This window comes from Dokdonella sp. GW821-FHT11D02, from assembly GCF_058808595.1.
The window spans coordinates 4,341,855-4,361,615 of record NZ_CM179520.1; the positions used below are offsets into that span (position 1 = coordinate 4,341,855).

The 19,761-nt window shown below is 69.2% G+C and carries 12 protein-coding genes; 8 read left to right on the top strand and 4 right to left on the bottom strand.

What is annotated here, in order from left to right; genetic code table 11:
- Positions 1-18: 18 nt before the first annotated feature.
- Both AC3QL3_RS18400 and AC3QL3_RS18405 read right to left on the bottom strand, forming a co-directional pair.
- On the bottom strand, positions 19-3,927 hold the full coding sequence (locus AC3QL3_RS18400; RefSeq protein WP_492895559.1) for a DUF6923 family protein: 3,909 nt from the start codon (positions 3,925-3,927) through the stop codon (positions 19-21).
- Positions 3,928-4,303: 376 nt separating this feature from the next.
- Entirely contained in the window at positions 4,304-5,020 is a 717-nt protein-coding gene (locus AC3QL3_RS18405; RefSeq protein WP_492895561.1) for a response regulator transcription factor, read from the bottom strand.
- A 419-nt stretch (positions 5,021-5,439) separates the two neighbouring features.
- Here AC3QL3_RS18405 and AC3QL3_RS18410 point away from each other — a divergent pair, with 419 nt between their 5' ends.
- The 3 genes from AC3QL3_RS18410 to AC3QL3_RS18420 all read left to right on the top strand — a co-directional run bounded on the left by AC3QL3_RS18410 (position 5,440) and on the right by AC3QL3_RS18420 (position 8,135).
- Positions 5,440-5,970, top strand: a complete 531-nt coding sequence (locus AC3QL3_RS18410) for an O-acetyl-ADP-ribose deacetylase (protein WP_492895562.1) — start codon at positions 5,440-5,442, stop codon at positions 5,968-5,970.
- A gap of 132 nt (positions 5,971-6,102) precedes the next feature.
- Positions 6,103-6,681 (top strand): cysteine dioxygenase, encoded by a 579-nt coding sequence (locus AC3QL3_RS18415; RefSeq protein WP_492895563.1) that lies wholly within the window; start codon positions 6,103-6,105, stop codon positions 6,679-6,681.
- 41 nt (positions 6,682-6,722) lie between these two features.
- Positions 6,723-8,135, top strand: a complete 1,413-nt coding sequence (locus AC3QL3_RS18420) for an FAD/NAD(P)-binding protein (RefSeq protein WP_492895564.1) — start codon at positions 6,723-6,725, stop codon at positions 8,133-8,135.
- 102 nt (positions 8,136-8,237) lie between these two features.
- Here AC3QL3_RS18420 and AC3QL3_RS18425 read toward each other — a convergent pair whose 3' ends face one another.
- Positions 8,238-11,114, bottom strand: coding sequence for a protease pro-enzyme activation domain-containing protein (locus AC3QL3_RS18425; protein ID WP_492895565.1), 2,877 nt, complete (start codon positions 11,112-11,114; stop codon positions 8,238-8,240).
- A gap of 315 nt (positions 11,115-11,429) precedes the next feature.
- Between AC3QL3_RS18425 and AC3QL3_RS18430 the strand changes: the two genes are divergently transcribed.
- The 3 genes from AC3QL3_RS18430 (at position 11,430) to AC3QL3_RS18440 (ending at position 15,747) form a co-directional block, all read left to right on the top strand.
- On the top strand, positions 11,430-13,247 hold the full coding sequence (locus tag AC3QL3_RS18430) for an assimilatory sulfite reductase (NADPH) flavoprotein subunit (RefSeq protein ID WP_492895566.1): 1,818 nt from the start codon (positions 11,430-11,432) through the stop codon (positions 13,245-13,247).
- Positions 13,248-13,324: 77 nt separating this feature from the next.
- Positions 13,325-15,028: an assimilatory sulfite reductase (NADPH) hemoprotein subunit gene (cysI, locus tag AC3QL3_RS18435; protein WP_492895568.1), complete on the top strand. Its 1,704-nt coding sequence runs from the start codon at positions 13,325-13,327 to the stop codon at positions 15,026-15,028.
- The gene (locus AC3QL3_RS18440; RefSeq protein WP_492895569.1) at positions 15,025-15,747 is read left to right on the top strand and encodes a phosphoadenylyl-sulfate reductase; all 723 of its coding nucleotides are present in this window, start codon (positions 15,025-15,027) and stop codon (positions 15,745-15,747) included. Before cysI ends, AC3QL3_RS18440 begins: the two co-directional genes overlap by 4 nt.
- A gap of 100 nt (positions 15,748-15,847) precedes the next feature.
- Here the strand turns inward: AC3QL3_RS18440 and AC3QL3_RS18445 are convergent, their stop codons facing one another.
- A complete protein-coding gene (locus tag AC3QL3_RS18445) occupies positions 15,848-16,840 on the bottom strand; it encodes a LysR family transcriptional regulator (RefSeq protein ID WP_492895570.1) in 993 nt (330 codons plus the stop codon).
- 311 nt (positions 16,841-17,151) lie between these two features.
- Between AC3QL3_RS18445 and cysG the strand changes: the two genes are divergently transcribed.
- A complete protein-coding gene (cysG, locus tag AC3QL3_RS18450; protein ID WP_492895571.1) occupies positions 17,152-18,582 on the top strand; it encodes a siroheme synthase CysG in 1,431 nt (476 codons plus the stop codon).
- Positions 18,583-18,792: 210 nt separating this feature from the next.
- Complete coding sequence (cysK, locus tag AC3QL3_RS18455) at positions 18,793-19,749, top strand: cysteine synthase A (RefSeq protein WP_492895572.1); 957 nt, start codon at positions 18,793-18,795, stop codon at positions 19,747-19,749.
- Positions 19,750-19,761: the final 12 nt, after the last annotated feature.

Here is a 19,761-nt window from a genome sequence, read left to right on the forward strand (position 1 = left end):
TCATCGCTGCCCCGTTCTTCATGGCGCCGCCGCGACACGCACGGTGAAGCTGCAATCGGCGCCGACGGCGACGCTGCCGCCGGCGAGTGAAATCGCGTTGCTGCCGGCTTGCGCCGTGACGGTGCCGCCGCAGCTGTTCGTGCCGACCAGCGCGGCCGGCGGCGCGTCGCCGCTGCCGAGCACCAAGCCCGCGGGCAAGGTGTCGGTGAAAGCGAGATTGCTTTGCGCGCTCGCGCTCGGCGCGCGATTGCTGATGACGAAGGTCAGCAGCGCCGCGCCGCTGCGCGGAATCACCGGCCGCTGCGGCGGCGGATCGCTCGGCGGATCGGTGTTGAAGTACTTGGCCAAGGTCGGCAGCGCGGTCGGCGCGTTGGTGTAGGTGCAGGTGACCTGATCGCCGAAGCCGACATTGAGATTCACGGTCACGTCGCCGCGCTCGAAGCCGTTGCTCGGATTCACGGTGGCGCCGGTGTAGGTGACGCTGGCGTTGCCGACGGCGTTGTTGCAGACGATGTCGATCAGCGCCCAACCCGCGTTGGCGCCTTCGCTGATCGAGACCGTGCCGGGCGTGACGGTGAACGTCTTCGTCAACGCCGCGCTGCTCGACAGCGTGAACGCATTGTTGGGTGCCGGCGCGGTCGTGCTGAACGCGAACGGCGTGCCGTCGAGCGCGGTCGGGACTTTGACGATCGTGATCTGCGCATCGGTCGGCGGATTCGCGACCGTGGCGGTGCACGGCGGCTGCGTGTTGCCGGGCAGACACAGACCCCCCGGCGGCGTGACCGCGACGGTATTGATGATCTGCGCCGGCGGCGCTGCCGCGACCGTGGCAGCGATCGTGTAGGTCACGCTGCTGCCGGCGGGGAACGTCGCCAGCGTTTGGTCGAGCAACTCCGCCGGCGGCGTGATCGTGCCGGCGCTGCTCGCGTTCGGGCAGACCGCGCCGCCGGCGGCCGCGCAGGTCCAAGTCGCCGAGGCGATGCCGGCGGGGAAGGTGTCGACCACGTGCGTGGCCGGCGCCGCGACGCTGCCCTCGTTGCTGACGACGACGGTGTAAGTGACGACTCCGCCGGGCGTCAGTGCGCCGGGCGGATTGGCGCTCTTCGTCACGCGCACCTGCGGCGTCGCCGGCAAGATCACCGTGCTCTTGCACGGCGGTGCGCTGGCATCGCTGCAGATGCCGCCGCCGGGCGGCGTGACGCTGACGGTGTTGGTCACACTCGCCGGCGGATTCGCGTCCACCGTCGCGCTCACCTGATACACCAGTTCGCCGCCGGCCGGGAACACCGCGATCGTTTCGTTGATCGCGCCCGTGCCGCTCGCGTTCGCGCACAGCGCGCCGCCGTTCGAGGTGCACGTCCAGCTCACGCCGCTCAAACCGGCCGGCACCGGGTCGGCTACGACCGCGCCGTCGGCGGCGACGCTGCCGGTGTTCTGCACGTGGATTTCGTAGCTCAGCGTGGCGCCGGCGACCGCTTGCGTCGCCTCGGTCGCCTTGGTCACCGCGATCACCGGCACCGGCGGATTGCTGACCGCCGCCGTGCACGGCGCGGCGCTGCCGCCGGGATAACAGGTGCCGTTCGTCGGCGGCGTCGCCGTCGCGGTATTGGTGACACTGGCCGGCGGTGCCGCAGCGACTTGTCCGGTGATCGTGTAGATCACGACGCCGCCGCCCGGGAAGGTCGCGAGAGTCTGGTTCAGCGGCATCGCGCCGCTCGCGGCCGGGCACACCGCGCCGCTGGTCGCCGCGCAGGTCCAGGTACCGGACGCGATGCCGGCCGGCAGCGGATCGGCGACGACCGTGTTCGGCGCGGCGACATTGCCGGTGTTGGTCGCGGTCACTGTGTAGGTGACGGTGCCACCCGGCGTCAGCGCACCCGGCGGATCGACGCTCTTGTCGATACCGACCTGAATCGGGCACAGGCTGGTCGAGGTGACCTGGGCGAGGAAGCCGACCGCGCCCGGCGCACTGCGCACCAGCACGACGATTTCGTTCGGACCGCTGCGCCAATTGCGGTTGAGCAAGAGCTGCGCGCGATTGGCATTGGTGAAGCCGCCGTAGAAGTACGGATTGGTCGGACTCTGCGGCAGACCGGCGACCTGGCCGCTCTGCGCTTGGCCGTTGACGTAGACCTCCCACACCGAGTTGTCGGCGTAGAAGTCGATGCCGAGCGCGAACGTGCTCGGATCGACCGCACCGTCGAGCGTGAAGCGATAACGGTGGTACTCCTCGACGTTCGCCGCGCCCTGCTGTGCATTGGAAAAGTACGAGGTCCAGTCGGCGTTGCCGAACGGCGAATTGGCCCAGGCGCCCGGCGCCGCGTTGCCGGTGACGTAGGCGTCGATCCAGTTCGTCACGCTGGCGGGACCACCGGTCGGCGTGCCGAGGCCGACGTCCCAGTTGCGATCGCGCGAACCCGGCGCGAGCACGCCGTTGCCGGCCGCGTTGATCGCGGTGTTGAACACCGACGGCGACGTCGCGCAGCCGACCGGCTGGGTGATCGGCACGATGTAGTCTTCGACCTCGCCGTCGGCCGCGGCACCGATCGGTGTGGCGACTTGCGCCGCGACCGTCGCGATGCGGAAACGCGCGGCGCCGCTGAAATTCGTCGCGATCGGCGCGAGGCCGCTCCAGTTCAGCGTGAACGGTGTCGCTGCCGTGGTGTTCGCCGGCACCGTCACCTGCGCGCGCTCGCCCGCGTCGAAGGTGCCGTTGCCGTTGAAGTCGATCCAGCCGGCCAAGGTCGCCGCGGTCGCTTTCGCGTTGATCGCGCGCACCACCGCGCTGGCCGTGGTCGCGCCGGTGGTCAGGATCAGGCTGGTCGGATCGAGGCCGTCGTCGAAGGTGTCGAGCGCGGCGTTCGCATCCGGCTGGCCGTCGTTGTCGGCGCTGATGCGGCTGCCGAGCATCAGGGTCGCGGTCTTCGCCGCCGCGTTGTAGTTGGGGATGCTGTGGCGCGCGCCGTTGTCGGCCAGCAAGGTGCCGTAGCTGGCCGGCGCGTCGCCGAAATCGACCGGCACCGGCGCGTTGAAACAGCGCGCGCCGTCGTTGCTGCCGCTGGCGGGGCCGTTGGAGAACAGCGCGCCGCTGTTATTGGCCGGATTGATGCGGTAGATGCGGCCGGAGGTGTTGTCGCTGGCATAGATGAAACCGCCTGCGTCGGCGTAGTTTGCCCCGACCGAATAGTTCGCGTTGGCCGCGATGCCGGCGATCGCGCCGAGATCGGTCTGCACGCCGCTGGTGCGGTTGTAGCGCAACAGGTGCAGGCGATTGGTCGTCGTATTGGTCGGCGTGCGATAGAGGAAGCCGTCGACCGGGCTGAAGGCCCAGTCGGCGCCGGCGAAGAACGCGGCCGGCGTGGTCAGCGCGCGCGAACCGACCACCGTGAAGTAGGTCGGCGAACCCGGCTTGAGATCGACCTGGTAGACCGTGCTCGGACTCGCCGAGGTGGTGACCCAGTAGCGGCCGTTGGCGTCGAACTCGCCGACGTTGAACGAGCTTCCGGCCGGCATGCCGGTCGGCACGCCGAGGTTCTGCACGCTGAAGTCGGAGCCGACGCGGAAGAAGCGGCCCAAGGTCGCGCCGGCGGTGCTCGACACGCCGTAGATGTAGTTGTCGAGCGGGTTATAGGCGACGCCGTTGAGATTGGGCGGCGTAATGGCGTTGCCGACCTGAGTCGAGGTGCCGGTGACCAAGTCGATCGCGAACACGTCGGTCGGGGTGCCCTGGAACAAGAACGCGCGCGTGTCGCAGCCGGAAAACGCCGGCGGCACCTGCGCCAGTGCAGGCACGGCGTACAAAGCGAACGGCAGCAGCCAGCGAGCGAGTCGTCGCGACGACGCCCCAACGCGAGTGCGATCGGCGGCTGGGCGACACGGCGCGACCGCACCCGTCTGCGGATGCAGTTCATCAGTCGGGCGATTCATATCCTTCCTTCCGCCAAAGCCCAGGAACATTCGCTCGACCTCACGTCGAAGCACGTACAGGACGTACGCATCCGCTTCGCCCGATAGCTCCCTGTGCGCGGCGAAACGTTCTGCGACGAACCGCGCCGCGCGACGTCCGCCGCGCGCAGCGCCATGGGCGCGTGCGGCGAGGAGACTTGCGACGACACGACACGCAGCGGCACCCCTGCCGTCTGCGCGGGCGGAACTTACTAAAGGGGCGCGGTGGAAATCACTCGCGCCAGCTCACCCTCGCTCACGTCCACTTACGTAAATGGCTACAAGTACTTGTAGCTATTAGGTGCGAATGTGGATTCCGTACGCGGAGGAATTGAACGAAGTGTGCGTTGCGACACCTTCAGTGCTTGCCGCGGCCGCGCTCGTCGCTGATCAGCATCAGGTAGCCGACGCCACGCACGGCGCGCAGCGGCAGCGGCAGGCCGAGCTGACGCTCGACTTTGCGGCGCAGGCGATGGATCACGATCTCCAGGCGATGGCGGTCGAAGTTCTCCGCCACCTCGGCGAGATCGGCGATCAGATCCTCGTGCGCGACCGGCTCGCCGCTGGCGCCGAACAGATGCGCCAGCATGCGCCGTTCGAGCAGGTTCACCGCGACGTTGCCACCGCTCGGCGCGTACAGGCGCCAGCCCGACTCCGACAAACGCCAGCTGTCGGCTGCCGGCGCGCTGCGGCGGCCGCCCTCGCCGCGCCGCGCGCGCCGCGCGATGCCGCGCAGGGTCGCGACCAGCAGTTCGATCTCGACCGGCTTGGGTAGCCAAGCGTCGACCAACTCGGTCAACGCGCGCACGCGCTCGGAGTCGCTGCCACGCCCGGTCAGCATGACGATGCCGATCGGCGACACCTCACCGAGATAGCGCGCGACCTCCAGACCGCTCTCCCCGTCCAGGCGCAGGTCGAGCACGAGCAGCTCGAACGGCATCGCGATCATGCGTCGATACAACTCGGCCGGACTGCCGAAGCCTTCGACGTCGAAGCCGTGTTCGATCAGTTGCGGCACGAGGATGTCCTCGCGCAGCGCCGCATCGTCTTCCAGTACCGCCACTTTCAATTGCACGCCGGAATTTCCTGGTTTTGCCCACGTCGGGCGTGTGGCGATACGCCGCCGACTCGCTGCGAAATGTCCGCAACCCCAGGGGAAGAGCGACCACTGCGAACGAACGCGTTTCGAGCGCACTCGATGCCGTCAGCACGAGAAGATCGCGTCGATCCGCAAGCGCTCGTGCGTGAAGAGCCGAAGTGCGCCAGCGCGCATTCTCAACCGTGAAGCGACAGCGACAAGGACGAAGTTCACGCTTCGAGCGCAGCGCAGCTTAGACCTTCGTAGGCTGCTTGCGCGATAGTGTCGGCGTGCGCGGCGCAAGATGAAAAACTTTCCGCGACGATCGCTTCATGAAATCCGATTTATATTTCATCGAAGCGACTCGATGAGCGAAGAATCGCGAACCTAGCAACGACTCGACGCCGGCGCCGCCCATGCAACCTGCTCTGGACATCATCGAAGCCGACATCACCACCTTGGATGTCGACGCGATCTTGAATGCGGCGAATGAAACGTTGTTGGGCGGCGGCGGCGTCGATGGCGCCATCCACCGCGCCGCCGGCCCCGCGCTGCTCGCCGCCTGCCGCGCCTTGCCGCAAGTGCGACCCGGCGTGCGCTGTCCGACCGGCGAGGCGCGCATCACGGCGGGCTTCGCGCTGCCGGCACGCTGGGTGATCCACACCGTAGGTCCGGTCTGGCGCGGCGGCACGCACGCTGAAGCCGCACGACTCGCCCAGTGCTATCGCGAATCGTTGCGGCTCGCCCATGCGCACGCGATCGAGCGCATCGCGTTTCCGGCGATCAGTTGCGGCGTCTACGGCTACCCGATCGACGCGGCGGTGGAGATCGCGACGCGCGAGGTGCGCGCTTGGCTGAGCGCGCAGAAGGCGCCGCATTCGATCCTGTTCTGCTGCTTCGGCAGCGCAATCGCGCGGGCCTACCGCAGCGCCATCGCCAGGCGCTGACGTCTCATCACGGCGCAGCATGTCGACAGTCGCGCGCGCCATGACGACACTTCGCGACGGCCGCTTCGGTTTAGCTTGCGTTTAACGCGCGTCGTGTTGGCATGCGCGCCATTCTCCCAGCGAGTCCTTCGCATGCATCCCCCATTCGCAACGAGCAGCCGCGGCTGGCTCGCAACCGTACGCGCCGACCTCGCCAGCCTCGGCCAGGCACCGACCATCGCCGCGATCGAGACTTTGTCCACGCGTCTGGCCGAGCGCGCCTTGCAGATCGACGCGCCGCGCAACTCGGCGCCGCAGCAAGAGCGCTACCGCCGCCATCTGCTCGCCGGCGACGGCGAGGCGTATTCGTGCCTGTTGATCGAATGGCCGCTCGCGCATCGCACGCCGATCCACGACCACGCCGGCTTGTGGGGCATCGAACTGGTGCTCGACGGCGCGCTCGAAGTCGAGGAGTTCGCGCTCGGCGGCGATCTCGAGCAGCCGCTGCTGACGCCGACGCGCACCCTGATGCTCGGCACCGGCGATGCCGCCGTGTTCACCGGCCGCCGTTACGCGCATCGCTGCCGCAACCTGTCGACGACGCGGCCGGCACTGTCGCTGCACGTCTACGGCGGCGTGCTCGATCGCTATCATGCGTTCCACGCCGAACCGCACGGCCGCCACGACGCACGCATACAACACGCGCGCATCGATGCGACCCTGACGATCTGATTGCGCGCCGACCGACGCCGCCCCACTTCCGCGAGGACACCATGCAACGCATAGCCATCATCGGCGGCGGTGCCGCCGGCTCCGCCGTCGTCGCCCAGTTCCTGCGCAACGCGGCCGACTACGACTACAGCCGCGGCTGCGCGCTGAGCTGGATCGTCGGCGACCGCGCACCCGGCCGCGGCGTCGCCTATCAGACGCCCGACGAGCAGCACCTTTTGAACGTGCGCGCTTCCAACATGGGCCTGTTCGCTGACCGTCCCGGCGATTTCCTCGACTACGCCGCCGCACGCGGCATCGCCGCCAGCGGCGGCCAGTTCCTGCCGCGCGCGATCTACGGCGACTATCTCGAAGCGACTCTGGCGCAGCTGCTCGGCGCGACGCGCCGGCGCGTCACGTTGGCGGCACGCACGACCGAAGCGGTTGCGCTGCATCCGCTCGGCGACGGCGGCTTCGGCGTGCGCACGCGCGAGGGCGACGAACTGCGCGCCGACGGCGTCGTGCTCGCGCTCGGCGCGCTGCCGCCGGCGCGCCTGCCCGGCGTCAGCGCCGCCGCGCTCGCCAGCGGCGTCTACGCCAACGATCCATGGCGCTGGCCGTCGCTGTCGCGCGCGCCGCAACACGTGTTGGTGATCGGCACCGGCCTGACCGGCGTCGATGCTCTGCTCAGCGCCGCGGCGCGCTGGCCGCAGGCGCGCTTGACCGCGGTCTCGCGCCGCGGCCGCCTGCCCGCCCTGCACTCCGAACAGCCGCTGGCGCCGTACGCCGCACAAGACGCGCTGCTCGCGCGCCTGCGCGCCAGCGACGATTTGCGCGACTGGCTGCGCGAGATCCGCGCGGCGACCGCGAACGCCGACTGGCGCACCGTGCTCGACGCGGTACGCGCGGAAACGCCGCGGCTGTGGCAGCGGCTGTCCACGCCGCAACGCGCGCGCTTCCTGCGCCATCTGCGCTCGAGCTGGGAAGTCGTGCGCCATCGCATGCCCTCGCAGACCGCCGCACGGCTGCGCGAGCTGCAAGAATCGGGACGCCTGCGCATTCTCGCGGCGCGCGTGCGCGAGATCGACCACAGCGCACCGTTCCTGCTCGCCAGCGTGCAGCCGCGCGGCAGCGCGCGCGCGCAGACCTTGGCCGCCGACTTCGTGATCCAGGCGACCGGGCTCGAATCCGCCGCCGCTTCGACGCCGCATGCGCTGGTGCGGCAGTTGGTCGACGAGGGCATCGCGCGTGCCGATCCGCTCGGCCTCGGCCTCGCCGCACAACCCGATGGCCGCCTGCTGCGTGCCGACGGCAGTCCGTGGCCGAACCTGTACGCGCTCGGCACCTTGCTGCGCGGTGCCTCGTGGGAATGCACCGGCATGCCGGAAATCCGCAGCGCGGCGCGCGACATCGCGCGCGAGCTGCCGCTCGGCCTCGAGCGAAGCTTGCAGGCGCCGCGGTTCGCCGCGATCGCCTGACGACTCGAACAGCCGGCGATACGCAAACAGACGTCTGGATGTCCGCAGAACCCCGCGCCTCCCCGCCGTCATGACGGCGACGGGAAGGCGCGAGAGCGTGGCTTACGGAATCGTGATCGCGGCGCCGCTGTCGTCGAAGCCGTAGTCGAGCACTTGCGCCGGGAAGCCGGCCGGCGCGGTCGTGTGCAAGTGGATGTAGCCGTAGTTCAGATGGCCCGTGCGGCTGTTGCGGAAGGCGACGCCGAGATAGCCGTCGGTGCCGGCGGCCCAGTTCGTGGTCAAAGCTTCGTTGGTGTCGTCGCGCGAGAAGGTCGAGGACGGTCCGATCGTCGCGCCCGATTGCAGCACCGCGTACTTGCCGCTGACGGTGACGCCGCCGACCTGATGCGAGAACGGCGCGGCGAGCAGATCGTCGTACCAGTAGAACATCAGGCTGCTCCCGTCGAAGTACGGATTGATGCTGTCGGCGACGGCGCCATCGAAGAAGTGATAGTTGCCGGTGGCGAGATCGAGGCCGCTGCCGGCCTGGCTCTGATCGACCGCGGCATCGACGTCGAAGGTGTACACGCCGGGATAGTCGGTGCTCTCGTTCAATTCCATGCCGCTGGCGAAGATGGTGTCGCTGAGCGGGCCGGGCACGATCGTGATGTTCACCGGCACCACGATGTTCGCCTGCGCCGGATCGCTGGTGGCGATGCAGATGGCGGCGGTGTAGTCGCCGAGCGCCAGCGCGCCGGCCGGCTCGATGTGCACGGAGAATCCGGCAGTCTGACCGCCGTCGACCGCACCGCTGCTGGCTCCGCGCACGCTGAGCCAGCTCGGCGCCGCGCCGCTGCACTCGCTGCCGTCCGCTTGCTTGGAGGAAGTCGCCGCGGCCGTCACGGTGTAGGTCAAGGGCACGCTGTCGGCCGCATTGGACAAGGTGAGCCGCACGCCTTGCAGGCCGAGCGGCACGACGCGATCGAACGCGATCGACGTCGGCGTCGCGCTCGCTGCGGCTGCATTGCCGACCTGGAAGCTGACCGTCGTCGTGCGAGTTTGCGTGCCGGCGCTGCCGGAGATCACCACCGGCGCCACGCCGAGCGGCGCGTCCGAGACGGCGCTCAAGGTCAGCACGCTCGAAGAGTTGGTCGTCGGCGGATCGAAGCTCGCCGTGACCCCGTTCGGCAAGCTGCCGACCGACAGCGTGACCGGATCGCCGAAGCCGTTCAGCGCGCCGACCGTGATCGTGGTGGTCGCGCTGGCGCCGCGCAGCGCGCTCGTCTTGGCCGGATAGTTCGCCAGCACGTAACCGGGCGCGCTGGTCGAGCCGGACAGATCGGCGATCAGATGCGCGCCGTTCGGACTGCCCCAGCCGGTGGCGAGGTCGTAGCCGGCCAGCGCCTGGAAGCCGCCGTTGTTGCCGCTGTGCGGGTCGTTGAAATCGGTCGCGGCGTTGGCGCCGGTACCGATCGCGTACAACTGCGGATTGACGAAGCCGAGCGCGGCGCCGCCGTTCGCCACCGCCTGCTCGTTGGCGAGCGCGATGAAGCCGGACCAACGCGGCGCGGCGAAGCTGGTGCCGCCATAGCCGCTGGCGAGGTGGCCGGCGATCACGGTGGGGTTGTCGTAGTTCGCTTCGGCGGAGACGTCGGGATCGTTGCGCCAGGCGGTCGAGCCGTGATTGGTCGCGGTGATCACGCCGGCGAGCTGCTGCCAGGCCGGAATCGCATAACCGGCCGGCGCGTAGAAGCCGCCGCCGCCGTCGTGCCAAGCGGTTTCGCCGGTCCAGCTGCCGCCGGGGCCGGTGACGGTGAGGTCGGTGCCGCCGACTTCGAGCGCATAGCTGTTGGCCGAAGGCGGCAGCCACGACGAGGCGCTGTAGGAGCCGTCGTCGCCGGTCGCGTTGGCGAAAGTCTGTCCCTGCGCCTGGAACTGCTGGTAGATCGGATCGGCGACGTGGCCGAGATCGGTCGAGCCCCACGAACAGCTGATCACCTGGGCGAGATTATCGGTAGCGATCTGGTTGAGGATGTCGGTACCGCTGTCGCCTTCGTAGAACAGGAGTTGCGACAGGCCCGGCGCGACGCCGAGCACGTTGACGATGTCGAGCACCGGCTCGCCGTCGTCGCAGTCGCCGCAGTAGTTGACGTAGCCGTTGACCGCGACGTCGTTGATCGGCACCTGGGTCGGCGTCTCGCCGGTCAGGCTGTAGAAGAGGCCGATGTCCTCTTTGTTGTACGGCGCGAACGAGAACACCGCCACGGTCTGACCGGCGCCGGTCAGCGGGCCCGCGCCGTAGTAGGCCGCACGCATGTCGCTCGGCAGGAACACGCCGCCGGGGCCGGAGCCGCCGGCGTGCACCACCGGGCCGAGCCGCAGCGAACCATCGCCGCGCTTGAGCCGCGGCGTCGGCAAGGTGTAGTCGTCGAGACCGGTGATCTGCAGCACCGGCACCGCCAGCGCCAGGCTCGGTTCGCGATCGGGCGCGAAGAACGCGCGCTGTTCGTTCGGATGCCGGTACGACCCCATCTGCACATGCAACGCACGCTCGATCACCTCGACCGTGCCGTCGAGATCGACAAGGTGGCGATTGGAGGTCGTGCGCGTGACGGTGAAGCCCTGCGCGCGGGCCCAGTCGACCACCGCGTCGTAGTCGGCCTGGCTCGGGCTGAAGCGCGCGGTGAACTGCTCGTTGGTCAAATAGCGGTGGTAGAGCGGGCTGACCGGGTCGTACAGCTGCGCGATCAGGCTTTGCAAGCCGGGTTCGTCGCGCAGCGGGAGGTTGACCGCGAGCTTGAGATGGCGGCTGCCGTCGAGCCGATGCAGGAAGCTGGCCTGGCCGGCGCTGACCGCACTCGGCACCTGCTGCAGCGAGGTCGATCGCGCCGTGTCGGCCGCCGCGACCGTACCGGCGGCGCCGATCAGACCGCACGCCAACAGCACCGACAACCAGCCGGGCCGCGCGCCCGATCGGCGCGCAACGCTTGGGAAATTCACGATGAGTCCTCCTGTCCTGCACGAGAGCGGATACGCGGCTGCCGCCCCGCCCCGGGCGAACGCGACTCACCGTCGTCGGCCCGTATAGCCAAGGAAAGCTTACGAATTGCTGTCAGTCCGGCGCCGACGCCGCGTCTTTACATGCGTCGATTGCGCCGGCTGCGGCCGTCTCATGCGCGTCGGCAATGGCCGCGCCGGTCGCGCCGCAGATGCAGCCCACGCATGTGCGCATAACCAGGCGTTCTTTCCGCGCCTCTCCGCCGCGGCCTAGCATGCAGTGATCTTGGACGTTTGGACGTCCAAACGGAGTCCGCCGTGTCCGCCCTGCCCGCCTTGCCGCTCGCGCCGTTGCCGGAAGAGAAGTCGGCCGAGATCCGCCGCCTGCTCGAAGGACTGGAGCCGCCGGCGCTGTGGTGGCTGTCGGGCTACACCGCGGCGCTGGCCGCGCAAACCGACGGCGCCGTGCGCGTGCCGGCCGCGCCGAGCGTGCGCGAAGCCGGCGCGCAGGAACGACTGACCGTGCTGTACGGCAGCCAGACCGGCAATTCCAAGCGCGTGGCCGAGAAGCTCGCGCGCGAGGCGGAAGCGGCGGGCCTGGCCGTGCGCCTGTTGCGCGCCGACGCCTACCCGCAGCGCGAATTGAAAAGCGAACGTCAGCTCGCGATCGTGATCAGCACCCAAGGCGACGGCGATCCGCCCGACGACGCACGCGGCCTGCTCGACTTCATCGGCGGCAAGCGCGCGCCGCAGCTGCCCGAACTCAAGTACAGCGTACTCGCGCTCGGCGATTCGAGCTATCCGCAGTTCTGCGCGATCGGGCGCCAGCTCGACGCGCGCCTGGCCGAACTCGGCGCGACGCGTTTGGGACCGGTGGCCGAGGCCGACCTCGACCTCGAAACGGTCGCCACGCCCTGGCTCGAACGCACGCTGAGTCTGGCGCGCGAGGCGCTGAAGGCGGGCGCGCCGCGCGCGGCCACGGTGACGCCGCTGCGCGCGGTCGCCTCCGCGCCATCGAGCGAGTGGACACGCGAACGCCCGTTCGCCGCCGAGCTGTTGGTCAATCAACGCATCAGCGCACGCGACGGCACCCGCGATGTGCGCCATCTGGAACTCTCCACCGAAGGCAGCGGTTTCGTCTACGAGCCGGGCGACGCGCTCGGTGTGTGGCCGACCAATCCGCCGGCCTTGGTCGATGCGGTGCTCGAGGCGCTGCATCTCGACGGCAGCGCGGCGGTCGCGCACGGCGGCGAAACGCGTTCCCTGCACGACTGGCTGCTCGGCAAGCGCGAGCTGACCAAACTGGCGCGGCCTTTCGTCGCCGCGCACGCGGCGCAAGCGCGCGCCGCCGATCTCAATCGCCTGCTCGCGCCCGATCGCGCCGGCGAGTTCGGCGCCTTGCTGCAAAGTCATCAAGTCGTCGATCTCCTGCGCGCCTACCCGGCCGAGTGGCAGGCGGAGGAATTCGTCGCCGCGCTGCGGCCGCTGACGCCGCGGCAGTACTCGATCGCGTCCAGCCGCAAGGCGGTCGGCGAGGAAGTGCACCTGACCGTCGCCAAACTCGAATACGAGGCGTTCGGGCAGAGCCACCTCGGCGCCGCCTCGAGCTTTCTCGCCGCGCGCGAAGAAGGCGCCGCGCTGCCGGTCTTCCTCGAAGCGAACGAGCGCTTCCGCCTGCCCAAGGACGGCACACGCGATCTCGTCATGATCGGCCCCGGCACCGGCGTCGCGCCATTCCGCGGCTTCGTGCAGGAGCGCGCGGCGGTCGGCGCGCGCGGTCGCAACTGGTTGTTCTTCGGCAATCCGCATTTCGAGCGCGACTTCCTTTATCAGATCGAATGGCAGGCCGCGCTGAAGGACGGCTCGCTGAACCGGCTCGATCTCGCCTTCTCGCGCGATCAGGCCGAAAAGATCTACGTGCAGCGGCGCCTGCGCGAGCGCGGCCGCGAGCTGTACGACTGGCTCGAGAACGGCGCGCATTTGTACGTCTGCGGCGACGCCACGCGCATGGCCAAGGACGTGCACGCCGCGCTGCTCGAGATCGTCGCCGAGCACGGCGGCAAGGACCGCGAACACGCGACCGAATACCTCGACGCCCTGCAGCAGCAAGGGCGCTATGCGAGGGACGTCTACTAGGAGCCGAATCGCAGCTCCGAGCGCGGGCCCGCTACACACGCACGACGCCGGATACGAAAGGACGCAGCCAGCAAGCCATGAACACGCCTCTTTCCCCTGTCGAGAAGATCAAGACCGAAAGCCGCCATCTGCGCGGCACGCTGGCCGAAAGCCTGCTCGACCCGGTCACCGGCGCGATCGCCGACAGCGACACCCAGCTGATCAAGTTCCACGGCAGCTATCAGCAGGACGACCGCGACCTGCGCGAGGAGCGCCGCCAGCAGAAGCTGGAACCGGCCTACAGCTTCATGATCCGCACGCGCACGCCGGGCGGCGTGGTCACGCCGGCGCAGTGGCTGCAGCTCGACGCGATCGCGACCACCTACGCCAACGGCACGCTGCGCCTGACCACGCGGCAGGCGTTCCAATTCCACGGCGTGGTCAAGCGCGAACTGCGCACGACCATGCAGGCGATCAACGCGGCCCTGGTCGACACCATCGCCGCCTGCGGCGACGTCAACCGCAATGTCCTGGTCGGCGTGAATCCGCACAGCTCGCGCGCGCACGCGAGCGTGCAGGACGCGGCGATGCGCTTGTCCGAGCGGCTCAAGCCGAAGACGCGCGCGTACTACGAGATCTGGCTCGGCGAAGAGAAGATCGTCGATTCGGAAGCCGAACACACCTACGAGCCGGTCTACGGAAAAACCTATCTGCCGCGCAAGTTCAAAGTCGCGTTCGCGCTGCCGCCGAGCAACGACGTCGACGTGTTCGCACACGACCTGGGCTTCATCGCGATCGTCGAACGCGACGCCCTGATCGGCTTCAACGTCACGGTCGGCGGCGGCATGGGCGCCACCCACGGCGACGACAAGACCTTCCCGCGCGTGGCCGACCTGCTCGGTTTCATTTCAATCGAACAGCTGCTCGCCGTGGCCGAAGCGGTGGTGACGACACAGCGCGACTTCGGCGACCGCAGCGAGCGCAAGCACGCGCGCCTGAAATACACCATCGCCGATCGCGGCATCGACTGGTTCAAGCGCGAGGTCGAGCGCCGCCTCGGCTTCGCGATCCTGCCGCCGCGGCCGTTCGCGTTCGAGCAGGTCGGCGACCGCTTCGGCTGGAGCGAGGGCCACGACGGCCGCTGGCATCTGAACCTGCGCATCGAAGCCGGCCGCCTCGCCGACCGCGGCGCGCAGACACAGCTGACCGGCCTGCGCGAGATCGCGCGCATCCACGACGGCGAATTCCGCCTGACCTCGAACCAGAACCTGATCGTCGCCAACGTCGCGCGCGAAAACCGCGCGGCGATCGATGCGCTGGTCGCGCAGCACGGATTGGACGGCTTCCGCAACGCATCGCCGCTGCGTCTGAACGCGCTCGCCTGCGTCGCGCTGCCGACCTGCGCGCTGGCGATGGCCGAAGCCGAACGCTATCTGCCCGATCTGCTCGACAAGGTCGAAAACCTGCTCGCCGCGCACGCGCTCGAAGACGCGCCGATTTCCTTGCGCGTGTCCGGCTGCCCGAACGGCTGCTCGCGGCCGTACCTGGCCGAGATCGCCTTGGTCGGCAAGGCGCCGGGACGCTACAACCTCATGCTCGGCGCCGATGCGCGCGGGCAGCGATTGAATCGCCTGCATCGCGAGAACATCGACGAGGCCGAGATCCTGCGCACGCTCGACGCGCTGTTCGCGCACTACGCCGACCAGCGCAACGCTGCGGAAGGGTTCGGCGATTTTCTGCTGCGAGCCGGCCTGATCGCCGCGCCGCAGCGCATTGCGACACCGTTGGAGACAAGAACATGACGCCCCCCGATCTGATCAGCGCCGCGGAAGACGAGCGCGCCTTGGAAGAACTCAATGTCTGGCTGGAAGCGCAGAGCGCGCAGGAGCGCGTGGCCTGGGCGCTCGACAGCCTGCCCGGCGAACACGTGCTGTCGTCGAGCTTCGGCGCACAATCGGCCGCGCTGTTGCACTTGGTCACGCGGCAGCGCGCCGACATTCCGATCGTGCTGGTCGACACCGGCTATCTGTTTCCGGAAACCTATCGCTTCGCCGACGAGCTGACCGAGCGCTTCAAGCTGAACCTCAAGGTGTATCGCCCGCAGCTCGGCATCGCCTGGATGGAGGCGCGCTTGGGCCGTCTGTGGGAGAAAGGCCTGGACGGCATCGAGCGCTACAACAGCCTGCGCAAGGTCGAACCGATGCGCCGCGCGCTGAAGGAACTCGACGCGCGCAGCTGGATCGCCGGCCTGCGTCGCGCGCAGAGCGATACGCGCCGCAACATCCGCGTGCTCGAACTGCGCGAGGGCCGCTGGAAACTGCATCCGCTCGCCGACTGGAACGACCGCCACGTGTGGGACTACGCGCAAGCGCACGACCTGCCCTATCACCCGCTGTGGGAAAAAGGCTACGTCTCGATCGGCGACGTGCACACCACCAGCGCGTTGGCCGACGGCATGCGCGCCGAAGACACGCGCTTCTTCGGCCTCAAGCGCGAGTGCGGCTTGCATTTCGATCTTTGAGCGCCGGCGGTCGGTCGAGACCGCGCTGGTCCTGCCCGCGCAGCTCACGCGGGCATGCAAGGCGCGTTGACGAGATTGCCTACGCGCCGATGACGTCGACCTACGCGGCCGCGAGCTTGCCCTCGTGCAGCTCGCGCCAGCTCGGCGGCAGCGGCCATTGCGCCGGCGCGTTGCCGGCCAGCACGCGGCGCAGTTCGCGGCCGTCGATCTGCGGCGCGACCAGTTCGACCAGCGCCGTCGCGTAGTCGCGCAGCACGCGGTCGCGGCGCAGCACCAGCCAGGCCGTGCATTCGGGCAGCAGCTCGCCGGCGTCGAGCACGCGCAGGTCGACCGCGTCTTCCGGCGTCATCGCCATCTCGGCCAAGACGCCGACGCCGAGACCGGCACGCACATAGGTCTTGATCAGGTCGGCGTCGCGCGCGGTGCAGGCGAAGTTCGGGATCAGGCCGGCCAGCGCGAACGCGTGGCGCAGGGAGGAGTCGGTGCGCAGCGAAGATTCGTAGCTGACCAGCGGGTGGCGCGCCAGGTCGGCCAAGTTCGGTGCGCGGCCGAGCTTGGCCAGCGCGTGGTCGCGCGGCGCGATCACCGCGCGCTGCCAGCGGAACAGCGGCACGGCGAGGCCGTCGGACGGCGGCTTGCCGGCGGTGCTGACGATCGCCAGATCGACCTGGCCGCGTTCGAGCAGCTCCATCACCTGCGCGTCGCCGTGCGGCTTCAGATGCACGCTGACCTCGGGGTAGCGCTTCTTCAACGCGCCGACCGCGGCCGGCAGCACGAAGCGTGCTTGAGTATGGGTGGTCGCGATCGACAGTTCGCCCTGCTCGTCGCTGCGCAGATTGGCCGCGAGCGCGCGAATGTTGGCCGCTTCGGCCAGGATCGTGCGCGCGCGCTCGATCACCTGGCTGCCCTGCGGCGTGATCGCGTCGAGACTGCGGCCGCGACGGGCGAACAGCTGGAAGCCGAGCTCGTCTTCCAGCTGCTTGAGCTGCTTGGACAGGCCCGGCTGGGTCGCATGGACGCGATCGGCGGCGAGCGTGATGTTGAGCCCGGAGTCGGCGATCGCGACGATGTAGCGGAGCTGGGTCAGAGTCATCGGAGGTTCCTGGGAGTGTCGGAGCGGCCTTGCGAACCGCGCTCGTTTTCGCCGCGGCGTTCCTGCGCGGCATGTCTTATGCAGGTTAACGCATAAGCATTTGGACGTCCAGATGGCTATTTATGCAAAAAGCCAGTCCGGTTCAGCTCATGCGGCACAAGCATATGCTGCTGCCGCCAGCTTATTTGCGCCAGCGGCGGCGGCGGCGGAGCATCGGGGTCGTTACTCCGAGTGTGACCCCAACTCACCGCCGCATCGATACCTCAACGGCGCGGCGGTTTTTTTTCGCCCTCATTTCGTGCCGCGACCCGATGGCTTTGTATCCGCTGTTCGCCGATCTCCGTTCGCGCGCCGTGCTCGTCGTCGGCGGCGGCGCGGTGGCCGAACGCAAGGCCAAAGCCCTGCTCGACGCCGGCGCCGCGGTCACCGTCGGCGCGCCGACGCTGAACGACGGCATGCAAGATCTGGTCGCGCGCGGCGTGGTCCGCCATCGCGACGGCCGCTTCGAGCCGGATTGGCTCGACGGCGCCTGGCTGGTGGTCGCCGCCACCGCCGACAAATCCGTCAACCGCCGCATCGCCGAATGCGCCGAGCAGCGCCGCGTGTTCGTGAACGTGGTCGACGACGCCGAGCTTTCGAGCTTCCACGTGCCGGCCGTGGTCGAACGCGCGCCGCTGGTGGTCGCGATCTCCAGCGGCGGCGCTGCGCCGGCGCTCGCCAGTCACGTGCGCGCACGCATCGAAACCTTGCTCGAACCCTCGCTCGGCGCGCTGGCCGCGCTGGCGCAGCGTTGGCGCGGACGTTTGCGCGAACGTCTGCCCGATGCCGCCGCGCGCCGGCGTTTCTTCGAGCGCAGCCTGCTCGGGCCGGTCGCCGAGCTGTTGCGCCGCGGCCGCGGCGCGGCGGCGGAAGCCGAACTCGCGCGCGCGCTGGCGCAGGCGCCGACGGCCGCGCCGACGGGCAGCGTCGCCATCGTCGGCGCCGGTCCCGGCGATCCCGGCCTTTTGACCCTGGCCGCGCTGCGCGCACTCGGCCGCGCCGATGTGATCCTGCACGACCGTCTGGTCAGCGCCGAGGTGCTGGTGCTAGCGCGGCGCGACGCGACGCGGATCGACGTCGGCAAAAAGGTCGGCGGTCATCGCAGCCAGCAGGACGAGATCCACGCGCTGATGCTCGAACACGCGCGCGCCGGGCGCCACGTCGTGCGGCTCAAGGCCGGCGATCCGTTCGTGTTCGGGCGCGGCGGCGAAGAGCTGCAATTTCTGCGCGCGCACGGCGTCGCTTACGAAGTCGTACCCGGCATCACCGCGGCGCTGGCGTGTGCGGCGTATGCCGGCGTGCCGCTGACCCATCGCGAACACGCGCAGTCGGCGCGCCTGGTCACCGCGCATTGCCGCGATTCGCTCGACACGCTGGATTGGCCGGCACTCGCCGCCGAACGGCAAACCCTGGCGGTCTACATGGGCGTGGCGGGCTTGGACACCTTGCGCGCGCGCCTGCTCGAACACGGCCGCGCGCCGGAGACGCCGTTCGCGCTGGTCGAAAACGGCTCGCGGCGTGAACAGCGCGTGGTCACCGGCAGCTTGGCGAACCTGCCCGAACGCGCACGCGCGCATGCCATCCAAGCGCCGGCGCTGCTGATACTCGGCGAGGTCGCGGCGCTGGCCACGAGCCTGCACTGGTTCGGCGCGCCGCCGCTCGGTGCCGCGCTCGAACCGATGCGGGAAGCGCGCGCCGCGTGAGGGTAGGATGCGGCGGAGCGGCGCCGATGCGCTCGACGGATGGAGCGCCAATGGATTCGGGCTGGCGCGGAATGACGAGCGATCGGCCCCATCCGGCTGACTCATTCGGGCGCCGAACGGCGTTACTGCAATCTTGCGGCCGCATGATCGGCCGCAGCGAAACTCTTGCCTGCCGCGTTCGGCGGGACCGATCCACTTGAGGAGCCCAGCATGATCCACGATTCCATTCTCGACACCATCGGCCATACGCCGGTCGTGCGGCTGCAGCGGCTGGCGCCGCAACACGTCGATCTGTACGTCAAGATCGAAGCCTTCAATCCGGGCGGCTCGGTCAAGGACCGCCTGGCGCTGGCGATCGTGCTCGACGCCGAGCAGAAGGGCCTGCTCAAGCCCGGCGACACCATCGTCGAGGCGACCTCGGGCAACACCGGCGTGGCGCTGGCGATGGTCGCCGCCGCGCGCGGCTACAAGTTCGTCGCGGTGATGACGGAAACCTTCTCGATCGAGCGGCGCAAGCTGATGCGCGCCTACGGCGCCAAGGTGATCCTGACCCCGGCCGCCGAACGCGGCACCGGCATGGTCCGGAAAGCGGAGGAGCTGGCGGCCAAACACGGTTGGTTCCTCGCACGGCAATTCCAGAATCCGGCCAACCCGGCCTATCACCGCAACACCACCGCGGCCGAGATCTTGCGCGACTTCGCCGGCCGCCGCCTCGACTACTTCGTATCCGGCTGGGGCACCGGCGGCACGCTCACCGGCGTCGGCGAAGTGCTGCGTCTGGCGCGGCCGGAAGTGAAGATCGTCGCGACCGAACCGGCCGGCGCGCCGCTGCTGTCGGGGAAGGAGTGGAAGCCGCACAAGATTCAGGGCTGGACGCCGGACTTCCTGCCCGACGTGCTCAGCCGCACGGTCGCGCACGACATCGAGCTGGTCGACGAAGTGCTCGCGCGCGACACCGCGCGCCGTCTCGCCGCCGAGGAAGGCATTTTCGTCGGCATCTCCTCCGGCGCAACCTTGGCGACCGCGCTGAAGATCGCCGCCGAGGCGCCGCAAGGCGCGGTGCTGCTGGCGATGCTGCCCGACACCGGCGAGCGCTATCTGTCGACCTTCTTGTTTGAAGGCGTCAACGAGGGCTCCGACGACGAGTGGCTGGCTGCGCTCGGCTGAGCGCCTCGTCAA